At 59.6% G+C, this 21864-nt stretch carries 12 protein-coding genes; 4 read left to right on the top strand and 8 right to left on the bottom strand.

Annotation, left to right across the window (positions count from 1 at the left end):
* Window positions 1–248 precede the first annotated feature (248 nt).
* Window positions 249–1307, top strand: a complete 1059-nt coding sequence (locus DZE2538_RS13355; RefSeq protein WP_038914329.1) for an alkene reductase — start codon at window positions 249–251, stop codon at window positions 1305–1307.
* 474 nt (window positions 1308–1781) lie between these two features.
* Here the strand turns inward: DZE2538_RS13355 and DZE2538_RS13350 are convergent, their stop codons facing one another.
* The 6 genes from DZE2538_RS13350 to DZE2538_RS13325 form a co-directional block, all read right to left on the bottom strand.
* The gene (locus DZE2538_RS13350; RefSeq protein ID WP_038916546.1) at window positions 1782–2198 is read right to left on the bottom strand and encodes a hotdog fold thioesterase; all 417 of its coding nucleotides are present in this window, start codon (window positions 2196–2198) and stop codon (window positions 1782–1784) included.
* A gap of 42 nt (window positions 2199–2240) precedes the next feature.
* Window positions 2241–2999, bottom strand: a complete 759-nt coding sequence (dhbA, locus tag DZE2538_RS13345) for a 2,3-dihydro-2,3-dihydroxybenzoate dehydrogenase (RefSeq protein WP_038916545.1) — start codon at window positions 2997–2999, stop codon at window positions 2241–2243.
* Entirely contained in the window at window positions 2996–3871 is an 876-nt protein-coding gene (locus DZE2538_RS13340; protein ID WP_038914328.1) for an isochorismatase family protein, read from the bottom strand. Before DZE2538_RS13340 ends, dhbA begins: the two co-directional genes overlap by 4 nt.
* A gap of 3 nt (window positions 3872–3874) precedes the next feature.
* A complete protein-coding gene (locus DZE2538_RS13335; RefSeq protein WP_038914327.1) occupies window positions 3875–5503 on the bottom strand; it encodes a (2,3-dihydroxybenzoyl)adenylate synthase in 1629 nt (542 codons plus the stop codon).
* On the bottom strand, window positions 5500–6687 hold the full coding sequence (locus tag DZE2538_RS13330; protein ID WP_038916544.1) for an isochorismate synthase: 1188 nt from the start codon (window positions 6685–6687) through the stop codon (window positions 5500–5502). The genes DZE2538_RS13335 and DZE2538_RS13330 overlap by 4 nt, the downstream gene beginning before the upstream one ends.
* An 84-nt stretch (window positions 6688–6771) precedes the next feature.
* Window positions 6772–8982 carry a TonB-dependent siderophore receptor gene (locus DZE2538_RS13325; RefSeq protein ID WP_038916543.1) on the bottom strand — a complete coding sequence of 737 codons (2211 nt, stop codon included), beginning with the start codon at window positions 8980–8982 and terminating at the stop codon, window positions 6772–6774.
* 311 nt (window positions 8983–9293) lie between these two features.
* Between DZE2538_RS13325 and fes the strand changes: the two genes are divergently transcribed.
* The 3 genes from fes to DZE2538_RS13310 all read left to right on the top strand — a co-directional run bounded on the left by fes (window position 9294) and on the right by DZE2538_RS13310 (window position 19613).
* Window positions 9294–10586 (top strand): enterochelin esterase, encoded by a 1293-nt coding sequence (fes, locus tag DZE2538_RS13320; RefSeq protein ID WP_038916542.1) that lies wholly within the window; start codon window positions 9294–9296, stop codon window positions 10584–10586.
* 34 nt (window positions 10587–10620) lie between these two features.
* Complete coding sequence (locus tag DZE2538_RS13315; protein WP_019844062.1) at window positions 10621–10839, top strand: MbtH family protein; 219 nt, start codon at window positions 10621–10623, stop codon at window positions 10837–10839.
* Window positions 10840–11039: 200 nt separating this feature from the next.
* Window positions 11040–19613 carry an amino acid adenylation domain-containing protein gene (locus tag DZE2538_RS13310; RefSeq protein ID WP_038916541.1) on the top strand — a complete coding sequence of 2858 codons (8574 nt, stop codon included), beginning with the start codon at window positions 11040–11042 and terminating at the stop codon, window positions 19611–19613.
* A 367-nt stretch (window positions 19614–19980) separates the two neighbouring features.
* Here DZE2538_RS13310 and DZE2538_RS13305 read toward each other — a convergent pair whose 3' ends face one another.
* Both DZE2538_RS13305 and fepG read right to left on the bottom strand, forming a co-directional pair.
* Entirely contained in the window at window positions 19981–20778 is a 798-nt protein-coding gene (locus DZE2538_RS13305; protein ID WP_012885463.1) for an ABC transporter ATP-binding protein, read from the bottom strand.
* A gap of 47 nt (window positions 20779–20825) precedes the next feature.
* Entirely contained in the window at window positions 20826–21860 is a 1035-nt protein-coding gene (fepG, locus tag DZE2538_RS13300) for an iron-enterobactin ABC transporter permease (protein ID WP_038916540.1), read from the bottom strand.
* Window positions 21861–21864 lie beyond the last annotated feature (4 nt).

The following is a 21864-nucleotide window of genomic DNA, read 5'->3' as shown; positions in this document are numbered from 1 at the left end:
CTGGCGTATTCAGCGCGTATATAACCTGATGCGTCGTCATTAGCACCGAATGGTATGGCGGCTGTTCCTGCAATAAGGTATATCCCTTGTCCTGAGCCGTTACCGCTACCACCGCTGTTACTGGCGCGTTGTTACCGGGTAGTCGGCTATCGCATGATCGTTCTGGCATCACATTGCTGTTTGCTAACAACACTCGGCGGCGGGTGTATTACTACCCGTATCGACCGCCAACAAATAAGGAAAATGCTATGTCAGGTTTGTTTGATCCTATTCATATTGGTGCTATTCAGGCTGAAAACCGTATTGTCATGGCGCCGCTGACCCGCATGCGTGCTTTTGATCAGCGTATCCCAAGCGCGCTGTCGCAGGAATATTACGTTCAGCGCGCCAGTGCCGGGATGATCCTGACGGAAGCGACCGCTGTTACACCACAGGGGGTCGGTTACCCCAATACCCCAGGCATCTGGTCGGAGGAACACATTGAAGGCTGGCGTCGCATCAATGCAGCGGTCCACGCGGCAGGCGGCAAAATGGTGTTGCAGATGTGGCATGTGGGGCGCATTTCAGACCCCGTCTATCTGGACGGCGAGTTACCGGTGGCTCCCAGCGCCATTGCGGCAGAAGGGCATGTGGCGACGATTCGCCCATACAAACCGTATGTGGTGCCACGCGCGCTGGAAACGGATGAAATCCCAGGGATTGTTGAAGACTTTCGTCAGGCGGCGGAAAACGCCAAACGCGCTGGGTTTGATGGGGTGGAAATCCATGCGGCCAATGGTTACCTGTTCGATCAATTCCTGCATGATGGCTCAAACCAGCGCACCGATCAGTACGGCGGCTCGATTGCTAATCGGGCGCGTTTCCTGTTGGAAACCGTCGATGCTGTGTTGACCGTCTGGCCAGCGGATCGGGTCGGCGTGCACCTGAATACCATGTCTAACACCCATTCAATGCAGGACTCCAATCCGCAAGCGCTGTTCGGCTATGTGGCAGAACAACTCGACAGCCGTAAACTGGCCTTCATCTTTGTGCGTGAAGCGCTGGATACCCCACAGCGTATTTTGCCGCTGATCCGTAAAACCTTCCGTGGTGTGGTGATCGCCAACGATGGTCTGACCCGTGACTCGGCCGAACAACTGTTAGCGGATGGCGAGGCGGATGCGGTGTCATTTGGGAGAGTGTATATCGCCAACCCGGATCTGGTTGAGCGTTTGCGTCGCGGTGCACCGCTGAATGAACTCAACGGCAGCACGATCTATGGTGCGGGGGCGGAAGGCTATACCGATTACCCGGTATTGGCGGAGTAAAACTCACCAGGAGGTTGTTTACAAACAGCGATGTTGTTTTATGAATGGTGAAGTTTGCCCGGTCAGTGAGCAGTTTCGTGCGGAATAAACGGTGTAATTTCTTTGCTGCTTTATCGCACGCACGACAATGAGAGGCTCAAACGCCGCCTCTCCTTGACCACTGGCTTGGTGGCTAAACAGTGGCGCTGCGCGCTACCTTCGGCGTTTGACTTCGCTGTTCGGGCCGCCCGTGACGCGTTTACTCGCCCCATTCATGGGGCTCGCCCTTCGGGCCAGCGTAAACGCTGTTCAAAAACGTTCCCGACGTTTTTGTCCGACGCGGCACGGGCTTTCGCCGCGTCCATGCGGCTCACCCGGCGAAGTCGGCCACCTCAGCACTGTTTGTAACGCCAGAAAAACCCACTCACCGATAATTAAGGTGTTTGTCAGCAATCTGAAGGAGGCCATCGGCCTCCTTTTTCTTATTTACGACTTCTACGGTTGAATCACCGCGGTGGTCAGCCGGGCGATGCAGCAGCGCCGCTGGCGTTCGTCCTGTATTTCTATCTGCCAGACTTGTGTCTGGCGGCCCAGATGCAGCGGCTGGCAGATTCCCCGTACCTCTCCTTGTGTCACCGCCCGTAGATGACTGGCGTTAATCTCTACGCCGACCACGCTGGCACCCGGCTCGGTGCACAGCCAGCCCGCCACTGAGCCGAGAGATTCGGCCAGCACCACCGAAGCACCGCCATGCAACAGGCCAAACGGCTGTCGGGTGCGGGCGTCTACCGGCATCAGCGCTTCCAGACTGTTGTCCGTCATGTGGACAAAACGGATCCCCAGATGCGACAACATGCAGTCTTCACTCATCTGGTTGAGCATGTCCAGCGTGGTGACGCGTTTCCAGATCACTGTGTGTTCCTCCTGTATCTCCATCAAGAGCCAGTGCCGGGGTCATGCACCCAGCGTAGCACCACCGTCGATGACCACATCCTGTAACGTCACGTGGCCTGCCAAATCAGACGCCAGAAACAGCACCGTATCGGTAATGTCGCGCGGACGGGCGATTTTGCCGAGCGGAATACCCAGTTTGAACTGTTCTGGAAAACCGGCGATGGTGTGTTGTTCTGCATCGGGGGCGTGCCACAGGCTGCGCTGCATCGGGGTATCGGTGGAGCCGGGGGAGACCAGATTGCAGCGCACGCCATACGGCGCCAGTTCGAGACCGACGGTCAGGCACAGGCTGCGTAACGCCGCCTTGGAAGCGCAATAGGCGGCCATGCCGACGCGCGGTACATGTGCGGCGTTAGAGCCGATAGACACGATAGCACCGCCGCGTTGCCGCTGAAATTGTGGGATCACGGCCTGAAACAGATGAAACGCGCCGCCTGCGTTGACGTTCAGGCAATCCTGCCAGTCTTGCTGACTGAGTGTTTCGGTGTGGCCCATGCGCAGGATCCCGGCACCGTTAATCAGCACATCCAGATGCGGCGTCTGTGCCAGTTGTCTGGCACAGGTGGCAGCAACAGCCGCCGCATCGCTGACATCCAGCTCGATGGCGTGAAACGGCAGGGAGTCTGAGGAAAAGGCGCGGTCAAACCCGGTGACGGTCGCCCCCGCCTCGGTAAAACGGCAGGCGATGTCATAACCGATGCCACGTCCGGCACCGGTCACCCACACTTGCTTACCGCTGAAATCCAACGCGACGCTCATGCTTCCTCCGCCTGACGCTGGCTGAGCAACTGGTGCCAGTGACGCAATGTAGGCTTTTTCACTAATGCCACGAAGTCCAGGTCATGCCCTTGCTGACGCCAGCGGGTCACCAGCGACATGATGCGTACCGAATCCAACCCATAATCCAGCAGGTTGTCGTCGTCACCGATGTCGTCATCGTCATCCAGCAACGGCAGCAGTTCGGCGCGCAGGCGCATCAGGCCGTCGTCCGTCTGTGGCGCGAGGGCATCCAGCAGTTGTTCGCAGGTCAGCACCCGGCCGCAGCGACCGGCGGTATAACGCAGCGCCATCAGGTGTTCTTCCTGGGAAAAATCTGCCAGCGCATCGGCTACCATGAACGGTTTGATGTCACGCATAAACGCATCGGTAGCGGTCGTCAGGCAACCGATATGCGCGTATACCCCACAGATAATCAATTGGTCACGGCCGGATGATTTCAAGCGCTGTTCCAGATCAGAACGGTGGAAAGCGCTGTAGCGCCATTTCACCAGCACGGTATCGCTGTCTTCCGGCGTCAGGGCCGCGGCAATGCGCTGTTGTTCCGGGTGGCGATTGAGTCCCGGTCCCCACATGTCGTTGAGCAGTGCCCGGTCAGCGTCGCTTTGCTGGTTAGGCTGAGCGGTATAAAACACCGGGATGCCCTGCTGACGACATGCCTGCCGAAGGCGAGCGATGTTGGCGATCAACTGTTCGGTCAGCGGGCTGTTTTCTCCCCAGAAATTAAGGAAGTAGTTTTGCATGTCATGAATCAGCAAGGCCGCGCGTGAGGCGTCAACCGGCCAGTTCACCTTATTGACCGGCAGATGCTCTGCGCTGGGAAGTGGGTAGGCGTTCAGTTTTGGAATAGCCATGATTTATTCTCCTGCAGCGGCCGTTGCGACAGGCTGTTGCGCCAGCTGGCGTAGCCGCTGTTTATCGACTTTGCCCACCGCGGTTTCCGGCAGGGTGGGCAGTTGTTCAAATCGGTCCGGTAATTTGTAGTCGGCGATACCCTGCTCACGCAGGTGGCGACGTAATGTCACCGCTTTGAGTGGCTCGCGGGTGACCAGAAAAGCGCAGCTTTTCTCACCCATCATCGGGTCGGGCACCGCCACCAGCGCGGCATTGATCACGGCGGGGTGGCGAAGCAGCAGGTTTTCGATCTCTTCAGCCGCAATCTTTTCCCCACCACGGTTGATCTGGTCTTTTTCACGCCCGACCACTTGCAGGTAGCCATCGGCCTGTTGGATCACCACATCGCCGGAGCAGTAGAACCCTTGCGCGTCGAATACCTGACGGTTGTAGGCCGGGCTGCGGTAGTAACCACGGAAGGTGTAGGGGCCACGCGTCATCAGACGGCCCGGTGTACCGTGCGGCAACGGGTTGCCGTCGGCATCGGCTACCCAGACCTCGTCATCGTCGCTGATAGGGCGGCCCTGCGTGGTAAAGCAGTGGACATCGTCATCGTCCAGCCGGGTGTAATTCACCAGCCCCTCGGCCATGCCGAACACTTGCTGTAACTGGCAACCCAGTTCCGTCGGTATGCGTCGTGCCAGCGATTCGCTTAACCGAGCACCACCGACCTGCAGTACGCGCAGGCTTGCTAGCGCGTGGCGATCGCCCGATAACGCCACCGCTTCCAGCCACAGTGTGACAGCCGGGGGAACCAGCGCGGTGAGGGTGATGCGATGCTGCGCAATCAATGGGAAACAGCAGGCTGGGCTGGGGTCGCTTGCCAGCACGACCGTGCCCCCGGCATAGAACACACCCAGTGCGCCTGGCGAACTGAGCGGGTAGTTGTGGGCGGCGGGCAGGGCGCACAGGAAACGGGTATGTGCGTCAACCCGGCAAATCTCCACGCTGCCGCGAATGCTGTAGTAGTAATCGTTGTGGGTACGAGGAATCAGTTTCGGGGTACCGGTGCTACCGCCGGAAAGCTGGAAAAATGCCACCTGATCGGCGGGTGTCGGGGTTGCCGGTGCGAAGGCTTCCGCTTCCAGCAATCGCTGTGACAAATCCTGAGACGTGTTGCCATCACCACGCAGCAGAACGTGCTGTAACGTGGGGCAGCGCTGGCGTAGTTCGTTGATAAAATCATCGTTGGCGAACAATGCGTGGCTGCGATCGGCTATCAGCAGCGTTGGCGCAATCTGGTCGGCATAGGCGCACAGCTCGCTGCGCTGATGGCTGAACAGGGCGTTGACCGGCACGATACCGGCACGCAACAGTGCGAAGTAGGTCAGGTAGAACTCGGCGGTATTGCCTAGTTGTACCAGCGCCGTTTGACCTGGGGTGATCCCCTGGCGTTGCAGTGAGCCAGCTAATTGCGCCACCAGTTGGTTCATCTGGCGGTAGCTGAGCGTGCGTTCGCCATCGATCAGGGCGATGGCGTCATTATCGGCATGGCGGGTGAGGATGTCGCCCAGCGGGAGATCCAGCCAGTAGCCCCGCTCGCGATAACGCTGCTCCAGCTCGGGCGGCCAGCGTGTGAATTCAACCATCATGCTGCACACTCCTGATCTTGTCGCAGACCAAATGCACGCAGCATGGTGCTCAATTTAACGCCGGTTTCGTGCCACTCAGACACGGGCTGAGAGTCTGGTACGATGCCAGCACCGGCAAACAGCCGTACCCGGTTTTGCCGTACTTCGCCACAGCGAATGGTCACCACCCACTGGCCGTTGCCTTCATCGTCGCACCAGCCGACGATACCGCCGAATAGCCCACGGTTGAACGGTTCCAGTTGAGCGATACGGTCCCGAGCCGCTTCAAACGGTACGCCGCACAGCGCCGGGGTGGGGTGCAGCAGGCAGGCCATCGACAGGGCGTTTTCCTGGGCATTCAACACTTCACCCTGAACACGGGTCGCCAGATGCCACAGCACCGGTGTGCTCAGCAGCTCGGGGGTGTCCGGAATGTTCAGTGTCCGACAACGAGCTGCCAGTACCCGACGGATATCATCGGTGACCAGTCGGTGTTCGTGGCGATCTTTCGCGGAGGCCAGTAGCGTACGGCGCAGGCGCTGATCTTCCACCGGGTCGTCGCTACGGCGGGCGGAACCGGCCAGCGGCTGCGACACAATCTGGTTACCCTGCTTATGCAACAACAGTTCCGGGCTGGCACCCAGCAACGCGCCTTGTTCCAGCGGCACGTGGAAGTTATAGCTCCAGGGATTTTGCTGGTTGAGCTGTCGCAACAGGCGGATTGAGTCCAGCGGTTGCTCGGTGTCGATATCCAACAGGCGTGACAGTACGATTTTATTCAGCTCACCGTTACGGGTGGCGTCAACGCCAGCGCTGACCATCTGGCAAAACGCATCGTGTCCCGGTACTTCGCGTATTTGACGTGCGTTTATTGGCGTGGCGGGCACCAGGTCGTGTTGTAGTGAGTCCCGTGAGAACCAGTGCGACTGTTGCGGTACAAACAGTCGTGCAGGCTGGCGTTTGTCAAACGGGATCGCGCCTACCAGTAGTGGTCGGGCGATACCATCCTGCCGGGCGCGGGCAAACAGGGCGTTGACCTGCTGCTGAACATCGCCCTGGAGGTGCTCGCCCCCTGCCACGGCCGTCGACAGGGCGGCGTAACATCCACGGGCATGTAGGCTGTTGTCGGGAGACAGAAACAGAAAATCATCGTGCTGAAGTGTGCGGATATCCAGCGATGAAGAGGTAGCTGCGAGCGTTGACACGGGGGGTATCCTTATGTCGAGAGTGGAACAAAATGGTGGCGCGCAGGCGTCACCGCAGGGCGGGAAAACCCGCCCTGCCGCGTATTACCAGCTGTAGCTGACCGTCGCGACGACAGTACGCCCGCTACCGTAGAAGCAGGCGGTATCGCCACCGCATGACGCCACATAGCGCTTGTCGGTCAGGTTGTTGACGTTCAGTTGCACGGTGGTGCCTTTCAACTGGGAAGAGAGCGACCCCAACTCGTAACGTGCCATCGCGTCGTACAGGGTATAGGCCGGGACTTTGAAGCTCTCGGCGTTATCGCCGTAGCTTGAGCCGACATAACGCACCCCAGTACCCAGCGTGACACCACGCAGCGGACCATTCTGGAAGCTGTAGCTGCCCCAGGTGGACGCAGAGTGACGTGGAATCGCCGATGGTGTTTTGTTCACCTGGCTGGCGGTGTAGCTATCCTTGGTGACCGCATCGGTATAGGTGTAGGCCGCCATCAGGCTGATTTCCGGCGTCAGTTGCGTGTGCACTTCCGCTTCCGCGCCTTTGGATTTCACTTTGCCGATCTGTTCGTTGTACTGGGTCACGCTGTTGTACGAGGTGATGTTTTTCTGCGTGATATCAAACAGCGATAAGGTCAGCAGGGTATTGCTGCCTTTAGGCTGGAACTTGATACCCACCTCGGATTGTTCACCGGTGGTCGGTTTAAACGCAGGCGTGCCGGGGGCACCAGAGTCCAGGTTGGGTTCAAACGAGGTGCTGTAGCTGACATACGGCGAAATACCGTTATCGAACGCGTAGAGCAGGCCAGTACGACCGGTGAATTTACTGTCATCTTGCTGTGTTGAAGTACTGGTGGTGTGGTCTTGCGTGCGTATTTGGCTCCAGTCATGGCGGCCGGACAGCAGCAGGTTCCACTGATTCCATTCCATCTGGTCTTGCAGATAAACGCCGACCTGATCGAGTTTCTTCTTGTAAGACTGGTTCAACGAGAGCTGGCTGTCACTGACCAGATAAGAACCACCGTAGCTGGGGTTCGCCCAGTCAAAGTTGTATCCCGAACCGCTGTTGCGCCAGTAGTTGTAATCGCGATCCTGCCATTTGTAATCCACCCCACTGAGTACAGTGTGTTGGACATCGCCGGTTTCCAGTTTGACCTTCATCTGGTTATCCAGACCGATTTCATCGGCGTTCAGCTCTTCACGCACCTGACGGCGGGACAGCGACGTATCAGAGATCTCCGGGTTACTCCAGGTATACACCAGATACTTGTAACGTTCTCTTAGCTGGGAATAGCGGAAGTTTTGCTGGAAAGAGACGTTATCGTTGAAGGAGTGGTCGAAAATATAACCGATGCCAATCTGCTCACGTTTCGAACGATTGTAGTTAGGGTCGCTGACGTCCAGATCACGCGGAATATAACCTGCGCTGGCTTCGGTCACGGTACCTATCTTAGGCAGGAAGTTGCGGTAACCGGCCTTAGGATCGTTCTGGTAACTGGTCAGCAGCGTAAAGCTGGTATCGCTGTTCGGCAACCAGGTAATGGCTGGCGCGATAGCAACGCGCTTCTCTTTGTAATCCTTGACGAATTCATCACGGGTGCTGGCGATACCGTTGAGGCGGTAAAGCAGGGTTTTATCGTCATTGAGTGCGCCACCGAAATCAAACGCCGCTTCACCCAGATGTTGATTACCCGCGCTGAATTCCACTTTGTGGATATCTTCTGCCGTTGGGCGTTTGCTGGTCATGCTGATAAGCCCGCCGGGGTTGACCTGTCCATACAGGACGGAAGCAGGGCCGTGCACCAACTCTACTCGCTCCAGCAACCAGGGATCTATTTTCCCCAGCGCAGCACCCTGGCCGCTCAGGCCATAGCTCAGGCCATCAAGGAATTTCGGCGCGTAGCGGAAACCACGGGCAATCACTTCATCGTTGCGGTTAGACGAACCGCGGTAGTTGCTGACCACGCCGCTGGAATAGTTCAGAGCGTCGGATACGGAAGAAACCGCTTGTGCGTCCATCTGGTCGCGGGTGACCACGGTGACGGATTGTGGGGTTTTGATGAGCGGCGTGCTGGTTTTGGTGCCGGACGCACTTTCCTTCGCCACGATGCCTTTCAGCGGTGCAGTCACGCTTTCAGCGGCGGTTGCCGACACCACGATGGTATCGGTACTGGTCGTGGTGTCCGCTGCCTGTGCATGAGCAGCCACCAGCAAGGTGGAAGCCAGCATGGCTGGCATGGCGTTTTTATTTTTCTGCCAAGACTTTAGTTTTGTTAATTGTTTCTTCCTGGTGCTATGCATCAGAGATCCCCTCCTGTGAAAGACCTTATTTTTTGTGTACATCAGGCTGTGTACTCACCGGCCTTGCCATTCTTTGCATTAAAAAATCGAATTAACTTTAAATTCATGTGGTTAATTTGTTTTTTAGCGATATGTGACCAGATGGCGAGTTTTTAAATCCCAGTAAACTTTGGGAATTGCATATTATTGCAAATGAAAATGTTTCTCAATATTATTCTCGTTGTCTAAATAAATGTAAATTCACGAATGGACACATTAGTTCTGTTAACTAAATGTAAGTGAAACGTAAAGGGCAGACACAGGAGGTTTTGATGTCGGCAGTACAGCCGTCAGGCTTCGCCGCCACGCTGTTGTCATCACCGCAAACCGGGGATGACGCGTGGTGGCAACAGATCGCCAGCGTGGGGACGCCGCTGGTGGAAACGCAAGATAGTGAGCGGGTTCGCGTGACCTTTCTCTGGCGTGACCCGAACGGCGATGAGCATCACTCCGCTATCCAACGGGTCTATGCCGATATCAACGGCGTGACCGATCACCACAGTACCGATCCGCAGAGCCTGGCGCGCCTGCCCGGTACCGATGTCTGGCATTGGTCGATGGTGATTGAACACGACTGGCGTGGCAGTTATTCCCTGATTCCGATTGAGGCGGCGCAACTGCCACCGGCATTCAGCGACGATGACCAACAGCGGGATGACCAGCAGCGGGCGTGGTGGTGTTCGCTGTTCCCCTGCGCGATGGCCGATCCGCTCAACCTGAACCGACCGTGGGGAACGCAATTGTCAGCGGCGCATATGCCGGGTGCACCACCACAGCAGTCCTGGCGTGCTGTGGATCAAGGCGAGGCGCATGGCGCAGACCCCGCCCGGCTGACGGTGTTTGACTGGCAGAGCGAGCAGCTCGGCAACCAGCGTCGCATCTGGCTGTACACCACCGGGGAGAGCGACATACCGGCACAACGGCCACTCTGTCTCATTCTGGATGGGCAGCGGTGGGCTGACGACACACCGCTCTTTAGCGCTCTCGATACGGAAACCGCACAGGGGAATCTCCCGCCTGCCGTTTGGTTATTTATTGACGCGATTGATGGAGAAACCCGTTGTCGGGAACTGCCGTGCGATGCCGCGTTCTGGCAGACGGTGCAGCAGGAATTGCTGCCGCAGGCGGCACGCCTGACGCCGTTTAGCGACGATCCGAACCGCACCGTCGTAGCCGGGCAGAGTTATGGCGGGCTGGCGGCGTTGTACGCCGGGTTGCACTGGCCGCAGCGTTTCGGTCGCGTACTTACGCAATCTGGCTCGTTCTGGTGGCCGAATCTGCAATTCATTACCGATTTTGACCAGCACGCGACGCTGGAGCCCGGCGTGTTGGTGACCCAGGTGCAGCAGGGTGGCCGGGCCGCATCGCCGCTGGTGATTTTTCAGGAAGCGGGACGACGTGAGGCGGATATCGCCTTCGTCAATCAACAGATGCATGAGGCGCTGATAGCCGCAGGGCATCAGGTTTACCAGCGTGTGTATGCCGGTGGGCATGACACCTTGTGTTGGCGTGGCGGGTTGATGGACGGATGTCGTTGGTTGTTGAACCACACCCATACCCGATAACGCACAGCACCCCTTATCACATGAGGTAACAACAATGAGTCAGGAACAAGTTAATCCGTTTGACGATGATCGTCTGACATTTCTGGTCGTCACCAACGAGCAACAGCAATACAGCCTGTGGCCAGAGTTTGCCGCCGTACCGGCGGGCTGGCAGGTGGTCTACGGGCCGCAGTCCCGCGAGGCGTGCATCGCCTATACCGAAACCCACTGGCAGGACATGCGTCCGGCGAGCCTGCGGGCTGAAAACGCCTAACCGGCATGACCAGTCGGGACTGTTTCCGTTGACGGAGTAAGGAAAACAACGTGTCAGAGCTACTTAACGAAACACAATTATCTACCCAGCAATCATCATCGATAAAGAAACCATCATCGACCCAGCAGCCATCATCCGCTGAAGTGTCATCGCCTCATCCTCACGTCTCCTTCTCCCCGGCGGGAACGTCCGGGCAGCCCGTGTCTGCTCACGACGTCACGTCGGCACAGTCGGTGAATGTGTCTGAACTGCCGCTGGTGGCGGCCCAACCCGGTATCTGGATGGCCGATCACATCGCCAGTCAGTCGAATGCGTTCACGGTGGCGCATGCGCTGGAGTTGAACGGCCCGGTTGACCCGGACTGTCTGCTGGCGGCCATCCGTCAGGGGCTGTCGGAAGCGGATACGGTACAGGCGCGCTTTGGCTTCAATGATCTTGGCGAGCCGGTACAGTGGCTACCCTCTGCGCCGGGTGTGGCGGCGATTCATGAACCGGAATGGCTGGATTTTTGCGACCCAACACAAGGTGAACAGGCTGCCTGGGCGCTGATGCAGGCGGATCTGGCCGCGCCGCTGCCGGTCGATGGTGAGCAACCGCTGTATCGCCAGGTGCTGATGCAGGTCTCCGCGCAGCCGGAACGCTGGTTCTGGTATCAGCGCTTTCATCATCTGATGGTGGATGGTTTCAGTTTCGATGCTCTGACCCGGCGTATTGTGGCAATTTACAACGCCCTTTGTGCGGGTAAAACGCCGGACGTCTCGCCGTTTACACCGTTTGCCGATGTGGTGACGGAGTACCAAGAGTGGGAACGTTCGTCGGCCTATCAGCAGTCGGCTACGTTCTGGCGCGAGCATGCCAGCGAATTGCCGACGCCCGTGTCGCTGGCGGCGGACGTTTGTGAGGCCTCGCCGCAGGGCATCCGCACCTTACAACAACGGGTCACCTTACCCGCGGCGCCTTTTGTCGCACTGGCGGAGCAACGGTTTGGCGCTCAGCTACAACCGGCGGAAATTGCGATGGCGGCACTGGCGGTGTACCTCTACCGCATGAGTGGCGAGTCGCGTTTGTCGGTGGGCTTTCCGTTTATGCGGCGCATGGGGTCGGCAGCATTGTGTGCGTGTGGGCCGGTAGTGAACGTACTGCCGCTTCAACTCACGCTGCAACCCGAGATGACCCTCATCGACGCCACGCAAATGCTGCAGAAGGAAATCAAGGCGGTACGACGTCATCAGCGTTATGAAGCGGAACAGTTACGACGGGATCTGGGGCTGGTCGGCGGCAGTGAGGGGTTGTACGGGCCGGTGATCAATTTCAAGGTGTATAACGCCGAACTGGCACTAGGCAATACGCCGGTCACCACCCATGTGCTGGCGATGGGGCCGGTGGACGATATGGAGTTTACCCTTGGCGTGCAGGAGGGCGAGCTGCAACTGGAACTGGTGGCCAATCCAGCGCGCTATGACGCCCCGGCGTTGCAAGGGCATGCGCAACGTCTGCAACACCTGCTGACGCAACTGATACAACAACCGGAGCAGGCTATCGGCGAATTAAGCCTGTTGAGTGATGACGAATGGCGGCGTATTGACGGCTGGGGCAGCGGCCCGCGCCTGACAATACCCGCGACGCTGCACTCGGTGCTGGATTGCCTGCAACAGCAGGTACAGCAACAGCCCGATGCGCTGGCTGTGACCTGCGGCCGCGAGCAACTCAGCTACCGCCAGTTATCGGCGCAGGTCATGCAACTGGCCCGTCGGCTAATGGCGCAGGGGATCGGTGCCGGTGATGTGGTGGCGATCGGCGTCCCGCGCTCGGTCTCGTCGGTGGTGGCGATGTTTGGGGTACTGGCCAGCGGTGCGGCTTATATGCCGTTGGATCTGGATTATCCACGCGAGCGTCTGGCGTTGATGTGTGACGATGCGCGTCCGGTCCTGCTGCTGACCCACAGCACGGTACGTGAGTCTATGCCGACGCTGCCGCAGGTGCTGTGTCTGGACGATGCCACGTTACGGGCCGAGTGCGCCCGCTTGCCCGCCCACACGGTAACGGACGCGGAGCGACGCGAGCCGTTACGGGCTGAACATCTGGCGTACATGATCTACACCTCCGGTTCTACCGGGAAGCCGAAAGGGGTGATGAGTACCCATGCCGGTTTGCTCAACCTGATGATGTCACATTCGAGCTTCCTGTTTGGCCCGGTGATAGATCGCTTTTCACGGCAAAATGGTCGCCGTTTACGTGCCGGACACACGGCGTCATTCTCCTTCGATTCCTCCTGGGAACCGCTGTTTTGCATGATGATGGGCAGCGAGTTACACATTTTCGATGAAGAGCTGCGTAAAGATGCCTGGGCGCTGGTTCAACACTTTACTCAGACGCCTATCGATTTGCTGGATATCACCCCGTCGTTCTTCACCCAGATGATCGACAGCGGCTTGCTGGAGCCGGATAACCATCAGCCCGCTTTCATCATGATTGGCGGTGAAGCGGCCACGCCTCGGCTGTGGCAACTGATGCGCCAGCACCCGCAGATGGAAATTCATAACTATTACGGGCCGTCGGAATACACCATCGATACGCTGGGTGCCCGGGTCACGGTGGCGGACCAGCCGGTTATCGGCCAACCGGTCGCCAATACCCGTGTGTGGCTGCTGGATAACCACCTGCGACCGGTGCCGGTGGGTGTACCCGGTGAGCTGTATATCGCCGGGCCGGGGCTGGCGCGTGGTTACCTGCGCCGCCCGGATCTCACGGCGACGCGCTTTGTCGCCTGTCCGTTCATATCAGGGGCGGTGATGTACCGCACCGGTGACCTGATGCGCTGGCGTCACGACGGCCAACTAGCCTTTATCGGCCGCGTTGACCATCAGATCAAAGTGCGCGGCTTTCGCGTGGAGCTGGGCGAAGTAGAAAATGCGCTGGTGGCGTTGGATGAGGTCAGTACCGCGGTGGTGATCGCCGAACCACTGGGTGCGACGCACCGGCTCATCGGTTATTGCTCGGTGCCGAACGAGAACGTCCGCGAACAACCGGATTGCGCTGCCCGTTTGCTGGCACAACTGGCTGAGCAACTGCCGGATTACATGGTTCCGGCGGTATTGATGGTGATGGCGGAACTGCCGCTGACCGTCAACGGCAAAATTGACCGTCAGGCACTGCCAAAACCACAGCAGGCAGAAGCCGTGGCGGGACGTGAACCCGACACCGATGAAGAGCGGCTGATTTGCCAGTCCATCGCCAGCCTGCTGAAACTGGACGCGGTCAGTGCGGAAGCGGATTTCTTTGCACTCGGTGGCGACAGTATTTCCGCCATGGGGCTGGGCACGCTGTTGCGACGCGCCGGTTGGCAACTGCGGCCGAAAACCATTTTCGCCGAGCGCACGCCAGCGCGGATGGCGCAGGCGATGCAGCCGCTAACAACGACAGCCACGCCGTCACGCACCATGCGCTACGGTGTGGTGGACGGGCTGCCTATCGTGCACAGTTTCGCCCAACTGGCGGGCATCAACCAACGGTTTGCGCACGGCGTATTCCTGTCGGTGCCTGAAACACTGCAACCGGCACACCTGATGCAGGCGTTGAGCGCACTGGTGCAGGCACACCCGGCATTAACCGCGCAGACTTGTGACAGCCATCTGGTCATTCATCGGTCGTCATCGACGGCCGTACCGCTACAGTGTGACGCGCTACGCGTACAAGAGCCGGTTGAGGTGGCGGCAGAACGGGCATTTGAGGCAGCGGTAGCACGTCTTGACCCGGCGGCAGGCCAGATGATGCAGGCGGTACTGTTGCAACGCGATGGTTGTGCTTGTGGGCTGGTGATGGTGGCCCATCATCTGGTGGTGGACGGCGTATCGTGGCGCGTGCTGTTACCCGAACTGCGTCAGGCCGCTGAAGCGGCGATGGGGGGGCAACCGGTCGTGTTAGCGGCTGAAGAGTGCTCGTTATACGACTGGTCTGCCAGCCTGAAAGGGCAGGTAGCCGCGCGCCGTGCGGAGTTACCATTCTGGCAATCGGTGCTGGCGACGCCACTGCCTCTGCTGGGGCGTCGGGCGCTTGACCCGTCCTGCGATCAGGAGCAGACCCGGCAACAATCACGCCGGGTGCTGGATGCCAGGTTGACGCAGGCGGTGCTGACGCGCTTACCGGAACGTTATCAGGCGCGGGTGGACGAGATTCTGCTGGGCGCGTTGGTGCAGGCCTGCCACCACCGTTTTGGCGTGCAACCGCTGCGGCTGGCACTGGAATCTCACGGTCGTATCGACACGCCGGAAGGGGGGGATCTCGCCCGTACCGTCGGCTGGCTGACCGCCGAATACCCGGTGTGCATCGCGGCACCGACGGCACAGGCCGATGCGCCCTGGGCGATTCTACGGTCGGTGAAAAGTGCGCTGCGAGCGGTGCCGGATCGTGGCGTCGGCTACGGTGTGCTGCGTTATCTGGATACACAGAGTGCCGAAACGCTGGCGTCGTTGCACACGCAGGCACCGGAAATCCTGTTTAACTATTTGGGTCGCTTCGAGTCGGGCGAGGGCCACTGGTCGCCACGTCGTAGCGATCGCCACTTCCGCGATACCTTTGCCGTACTACAGGCACCGACGATACCGCTCAGCCACCCGCTGGATATCAATATCTTTGTGGATGAACAGGGCGAACAGCCGCAACTGGCCATCCACTGGGGATGGGCGCATGGCGTGTTCGATGAGGATGATATCGACGCGTTGCATCAGGGAATGGCGCAAGCGATCGACGCGTGGCGGCAACAGGCGGACTACCCGCCGTTGTCGGATACGTTGGTCTGCGCTGACGTCGCGCAGGATGCGGTCACTGACGAGACACTGGACTGCCTGCGTCAGCATTACGGGCCGTTATCGGCGGTGTTGCCGGTGCTGCCATTGCAGCAAGGGTTGTTATTCCACGCGCAACTGGCGCAGACCACCGGCAGTTATAACTCACTGACCCGGCTGTCGTTGCACGGCCCGCTGTCGGTGGCACAACTGAGTCAGGCATTAGAAGCGGTGGTCCGTCACCACCCGCAACTGGCGGCGCGTTTTGACACCGAACAGACATCGGTGCCGTTGCAGGTGTTGCCGGTGCTGCGTGACGACCAGTGTTACTGGCCGCTGGAGAGTCAGACGTTACCGGCGATGCCAGCAGACGAAGAGGCCGCTGCGCTGCTGGCGCTGGAAAAAGCTGAACTGGCGCGCGACCTGTTCCACCAGCCCTCATCCATGTTGCACGCCTTGCTGGTCAGCCATGCGGACACTGAGCGTCACACACTGTTTCTGAATGCGCATCATCTGGTGGTGGATGGCTGGTCGACCCCGGTATGCCTGCGTGACCTGTTCACTGCATTGTATCAGGGCCGCTCGGCACTCACGCCGCACAGCGTGCCGTATGCCGATATCGTTCGCCAACTGGCGGCCCGCGACGCGCAGGCGTCACGTCAGCGCTGGCGTGAGGTGCTGACGGGTGCCCGCCCGACCCTGCTATTTGGTGACGGACCGCATCATGGTGATGGTTCGTATCATGATGAAGTGCGTGAGCTGGAGTTACTGCCGGAACCGCAACTGGAACACGGCTTACTGGCGCTGTGTAAACAGTATGGCCTGACGCTCAACAGCGTAATGCAGGGCATCTGGGGGATGTTACTGTGCGCCAGTAGCGGCGCGGACGATGTGCTGTTCGGCTCGCCGGTGTCGGGTCGCTTCGGGCAGATTGACGGCATCAGCCAGCAGGTCGGGTTATTCAGCAATACGTTACCGGTGCGGGTACGGTTGGATGCCTCACGGCCGTTGCCGCCGCAGTTGGCTGAGCTACAGGCACTGCAAATCCAGCTGATTGAACACGATGACGTGGGGCTGGGGGAAATCCAGCAACTGGCGGGCACCGGCACGCTGTTCGACACCTTGCTGGTGGTGGAGAACTACCCGGATGGCGATGAACTGAGTCAGGCTGGGCAGGCGCTGCGCTGTGAGGCGGTCAACAATCGGGGGTACACCCACTATCCGTTGACGCTGCTGGTGCTACCGGGCAAACGGCTGCGGCTGCTGATGGAATACCGCGACAGCGTGGCGCAGCCGCAGCGGCTGGCGCAGCGCTTGTTACTGTTACTGCAACAACTGGTGGCAGACCCGGAACGCCCGCTGTCGGCCTGGAATCTGCAACTACCGCAAGAGCAGGCGCTGCTGGCGGCGGTCAATCGTACCGAACAGCCGGTACCGCCAGGTACGCTGCATCAGGCGTTGGCAGCACAGGCACAACGCACGCCGGATAGCATCGCGCTGGTGGATAGCCAGCATCAGTTGACCTACCGTCAGGTTCAACGCCAGACCCGACTGCTGGCTGACCGGCTGATCGACGCCGGGGTGCGGCCCGGTGATATCGTGGCGGTGGCGCTGCCGCGCTCGGTGCGCTTGAGCCTGGCGTTATATGCCATTCTGGAGGCGGGCGCGGCCTGGCTGCCGCTGGATACCGGTTACCCGGATGAGCGGCTGGCGCTGATGGTGGAGGATGCGCAACCTCGCCTGATGATCACCGAAAGCAGTTTGCAGTCGCGTTTTGCGGGCATGGCCGATGTACTGCTGCTCGATACGCTGGCGGATGAACGCCAGTCGCCGCGTCACTCGTCACCACCGGTCGCCGATCAGCAGGCCGCTTACGTGATTTACACCTCCGGTTCTACCGGCCGCCCGAAAGGGGTGGTGGTCGGCCATCAGGCCATCGTCAACCGCTTATGGTGGATGCAGCATCAATACCCGTTAGTGGCGGATGACGTGGTGCTACAGAAAACACCGTGCAGCTTCGATGTGTCGGTGTGGGAGTTCTTCTGGCCGCTGATGGTCGGTGCCCGTCTGGTGATGGCACCGCCGGATGCGCACCGTGACCCGGAGGCACTGGTACAGTTGATCAACGATTACGCGGTGACCACCCTGCACTTTGTACCGTCGATGCTAGCGGCCTGGGTGAGTGCGCTGGAGACACGTCCGCGTGCGGAGATCGGCTGTGGCAGCCTGCGGCGAGTGTTCTGTAGTGGTGAGGCACTGTCGCGCGAACTGGCGCTGGATTATCAGTCGCTCATCGCAGCACCGCTGCACAACCTGTACGGCCCGACCGAAGCGGCGGTGGATGTCACCTGGCAACCGGCCTCTGGCGAGGCGCTGGAACGCTATCAGTTGCCGGGCATTCCTATCGGCCTGCCGGTGTGGAACACCCAACTGCGTATTCTGGACGGCGCGTTGCGGCCGGTACCGGTCGGCGTAGCGGGCGATCTGTATTTGTGCGGCATCCAACTGGCACAGGGATACCTGCGTCGGCCCGATTTGACTGCCAGCCGTTTTGTGGCGGACCCGTTTGCCCACGGTGAACGGATGTACCGTACCGGCGATATCGCCCGTTGGCTGGAAGACGGCACGGTAGACTACCTGGGGCGCAGCGATGACCAATTGAAAATCCGTGGTCAGCGCATTGAACTGGGGGAAATTGAGCAGGTGCTGCTGGCACAGCCCGGCGTGGCGCAAGCGGTGGTCGGTGCGCGTGAGTTGGGTGGAAAAGCAACCCGTCTGCACGGTGCCGATGCCCGGCAGTTGGTGGCCTGGCTGGTGGCGCAGGCCGGTGTCTCGCTGGATGTTGACCAGTTACAACAGGCGCTGTCGCAGCAATTGCCAGCCCATATGGTGCCGGTGAGTTATGTGCTGATGGCGTCATTCCCGCTGAGTGCGAATGGCAAGCTGGATCGTAAGGCGTTACCGGCACCAGCCGGACAGCATGCTGACGGCCGCGCCCCGCAAACAGACACCGAACGCACGATCGCGGCTCTGTTTGCGGAGCTACTGGCCTGCGAGACGGTATCGGTGGATGACGATTTCTTCGCGCTGGGCGGTCACTCGTTGCTGGCCATGCGACTGGCCGCCGAGATTCGCCGTCAACTGCAACACTCGCTGACGGTGGGGCAGATTATGGCGGCACGTAGCGTAGCCCGTATTTCGGCACTGGTAGAAGGCGATGCGGACAGCCAGCACCTGGACGGTAATGGCGATATGCTGCCGTTACGGACGGGAACCGGGCCGGTGCTGTTCTGCCTGCATCCGGCATCGGGCTTTGCCTGGCAGTATGCGGGTCTGTTGCAGTATCTGGACGGGGAGTATCCGATTGTCGGGTTGCAATCACCACGACCGGACGGGGTCATTGCCGCGTGTGAATCGGTGGAGGCGATGTGCGAGCGTCATCTGGCGACCATCCGGCGTATTCAGCCGCAGGGGCCGTATTTCTTGCTGGGTTACTCGCTCGGCGGCACGCTGGCGCACGGTATCGCTGCACGGTTGCAACAGGCGGGCGAAACGGTGTCGTTCCTCGGTTTGCTGGATACCTATCCGCCGGAAGGGCAGGACTGGACCGCCCCGGATGAAGCCGACGCCCGCGAGGAAGTCGAGCGTGAACAGGCCGGATTTATGGCCGACACACAGGCAGAGGACGACCCGCAACTGCGTGCAGAACGCGAGGCAATGTTTGGCAATATCGTCGCCAACTATCAGGACGCGGTACGGCTGTTGTCATCGGCCCGTTCACAGCGTTACGACGGTGAAGCCACGTTGTTTGTGGCAACCCGCACTCTGCCAGCAGGGATGGACATTGCCGCGACCTGGGCACCGTATGTCGGCACACTGACGCAGTATCCCCAGTATTGTGAGCACGCGGATATTCTTTCGCCCGCATCGCTGGAAAACCTGGGGCCGTTGCTGAATAGGTTGCTGACAAACAGCCATGTTGTTTTATGAATGGTGACGTTTGCCTGGTCAGTGAATAGTTTCGTGCGGGATAAGCGGTGTCATTTCTTTGCCGCTTCATCGCACGCACGACAAGGAGAGGTTCAAACGCCACCTCTCCTTGACCACTGGCTTGGTGGCTAAACAGTGGCGCTGCGCGCTACCTTCGGCGTTCGCCTTCGCTGTTCGGGCCGCCCGTGACGCGCTCCCGGCGCGGCACGGGCTTTCGCCGCGTCCATGCGGCTCACCCGGCGAAGTCGCCCACCTCAGCACTGTTTGGGACGCCAGAAGACCTACTCACCGATAATCAAGCTGTCTGTCAGTAATCTGAATGGCCGACGATAGTCGGCCATTTCTTATGCCAGAAACCGTGTTTGTTTTAAGGGGCTGGGTGATGGCGGCCGCAGGGGACGATAAGGGGGGTGTGGGAAACCGGGTCGTCGATAATGACACAAGCCATGCCGAATACTGCCTGCACCAGTTCGGCGGTGATGACATCAGCGGGGGCACCCTGCGCCATGACGGTGCCTGCGCGCATCACGATAAGGTGATCGGCGTAGCGGCAGGCTTGATTGAGGTCGTGCAGTACCGCCACCAGTGTGCGGTCATGCTGCTGGTTCAGTTCCCGAAACAGATCGAGCAGGTCAATTTGATGGGCGATATCCAGCCAGGTGGTCGGTTCATCCAGCAATAACAGCGGTGTTTGTTGTGCCAGCACCATCGCAATCCACACCCGTTGACGCTGGCCGCCAGACAGTTCATCGACGCTGCGTTCTGCCAGTTCGCTGACGTTAGTCGCCACCATCGCCTGTTCCACCGCCACTTGATCCGCCTCACTCCACTGGCGCAGTAGCGTTTGATGCGGGTAGCGGCCGCGCGCGACCAAATCCATCACGGTGATGTTATCCGGCACGATAGCGTGCTGTGGCAGCAGACCCAACTGCCGGGCCAGCGTTTTGGTGGGAATGCGGTGGATGCTGGTACCGTCCAGTAACACGTCGCCCGCCATCGGTTTGAGCAGTCGGCATAGCGCCCGCAGCAGGGTGGATTTGCCGCAGGCGTTGGGGCCGATGATGACGCTGAATTTTCCTGCCGGGATCGCCACGCTCAAATTGCGGGCGATAATGTTGTTGTCGTAGCCCAGCGTTAACTGCTCGGCGTGTAAAAGCTGTGTCATCCGAATCACTCTTTACAGGCAAATTACAGGTAAATTAAAGGGGCGGATTAGCGACGCGATTCACGGATCAGCAATCCGATCAGATACAGCCCGCCAATGCTGACCGTCACCGAGCCGACAGGCAATTGCCGACCGGTAAACAGATGCTGAGCGACAATATCCGCTGCCAGTAGCAGCACGCTGCCGACCAGTGCGGCAGCGCACAGCGGCATAGTGCTGGCACGAGTCAGGCGGCGTGCTATCTGCGGTGCGGCCAGTGCGATAAAGGAAACCGGCCCGGCACTGGCCGTGACCACCGCAATCAACACGATGCCGCACAGCATCAGCCACAATCGGCTGGCCTGTGCATTGACCCCCAGCGCTCTGGCGCTGTCATCGCCCATTTCCAGCAGTTGCAAGCGCCGCGCCAGTAATAGCGTCGCCAGTACAGTCAGCGGCATTACCAGTAACGCTGGCATGGCTTTGGCCCAGGTCATACCGTTCAACGAACCAGCTCCCCACAAGGCGGCGCTCATCACCGTTTCCAGCGCGCCGGTGATCATCAACCAGGTATTGAACGCCGACAACACGGCACTGACCGCGATCCCGACGATAATCAACCGAAAACCGCTGATACCCTGCCGCCAGGCCAGCAGATACACCAGTAACGCGGTTGCCAGACCACCCAACATGGCACCTCCGGCAATCTGGTAATAGCTGCCGTGCAGCACAATGATCGTGACCAGCGCACCGGTATAGGCACCGGTGTTAAACCCCACGACGTCCGGGCTACCCAATGGGTTGCGCGTCAGGGACTGGAAAATAGCACCGCTGATACCAAGACAAGCACCGCACAGTAACGCCATGATCGCCCGAGGGGCGCGCCATTGGGTGACCACGGTCACGGTACCGGCATCACCGTGGTGAGCCAGCGCCTGCCAGACGGTGACGGCTGACAGCGGCAGGGTGCCGAGGCTGACTGCCAGCGTCAGCAGGGCGACGCAGACCAACAGCAGCGAGAGATTGACCCACAATGCGCGCAGCGGTAATCGACCGCTAATCAAACCAGAAGTCGTGCGCAGGAACAGAGTTTGGGTAGACATAACG

It is taken from the genome of Dickeya zeae NCPPB 2538 (genome assembly GCF_000406165.1).
GTDB lineage: Bacteria > Pseudomonadota > Gammaproteobacteria > Enterobacterales > Enterobacteriaceae > Dickeya > Dickeya zeae.
This window is presented reverse-complemented; position numbering and strand designations above follow the sequence as displayed.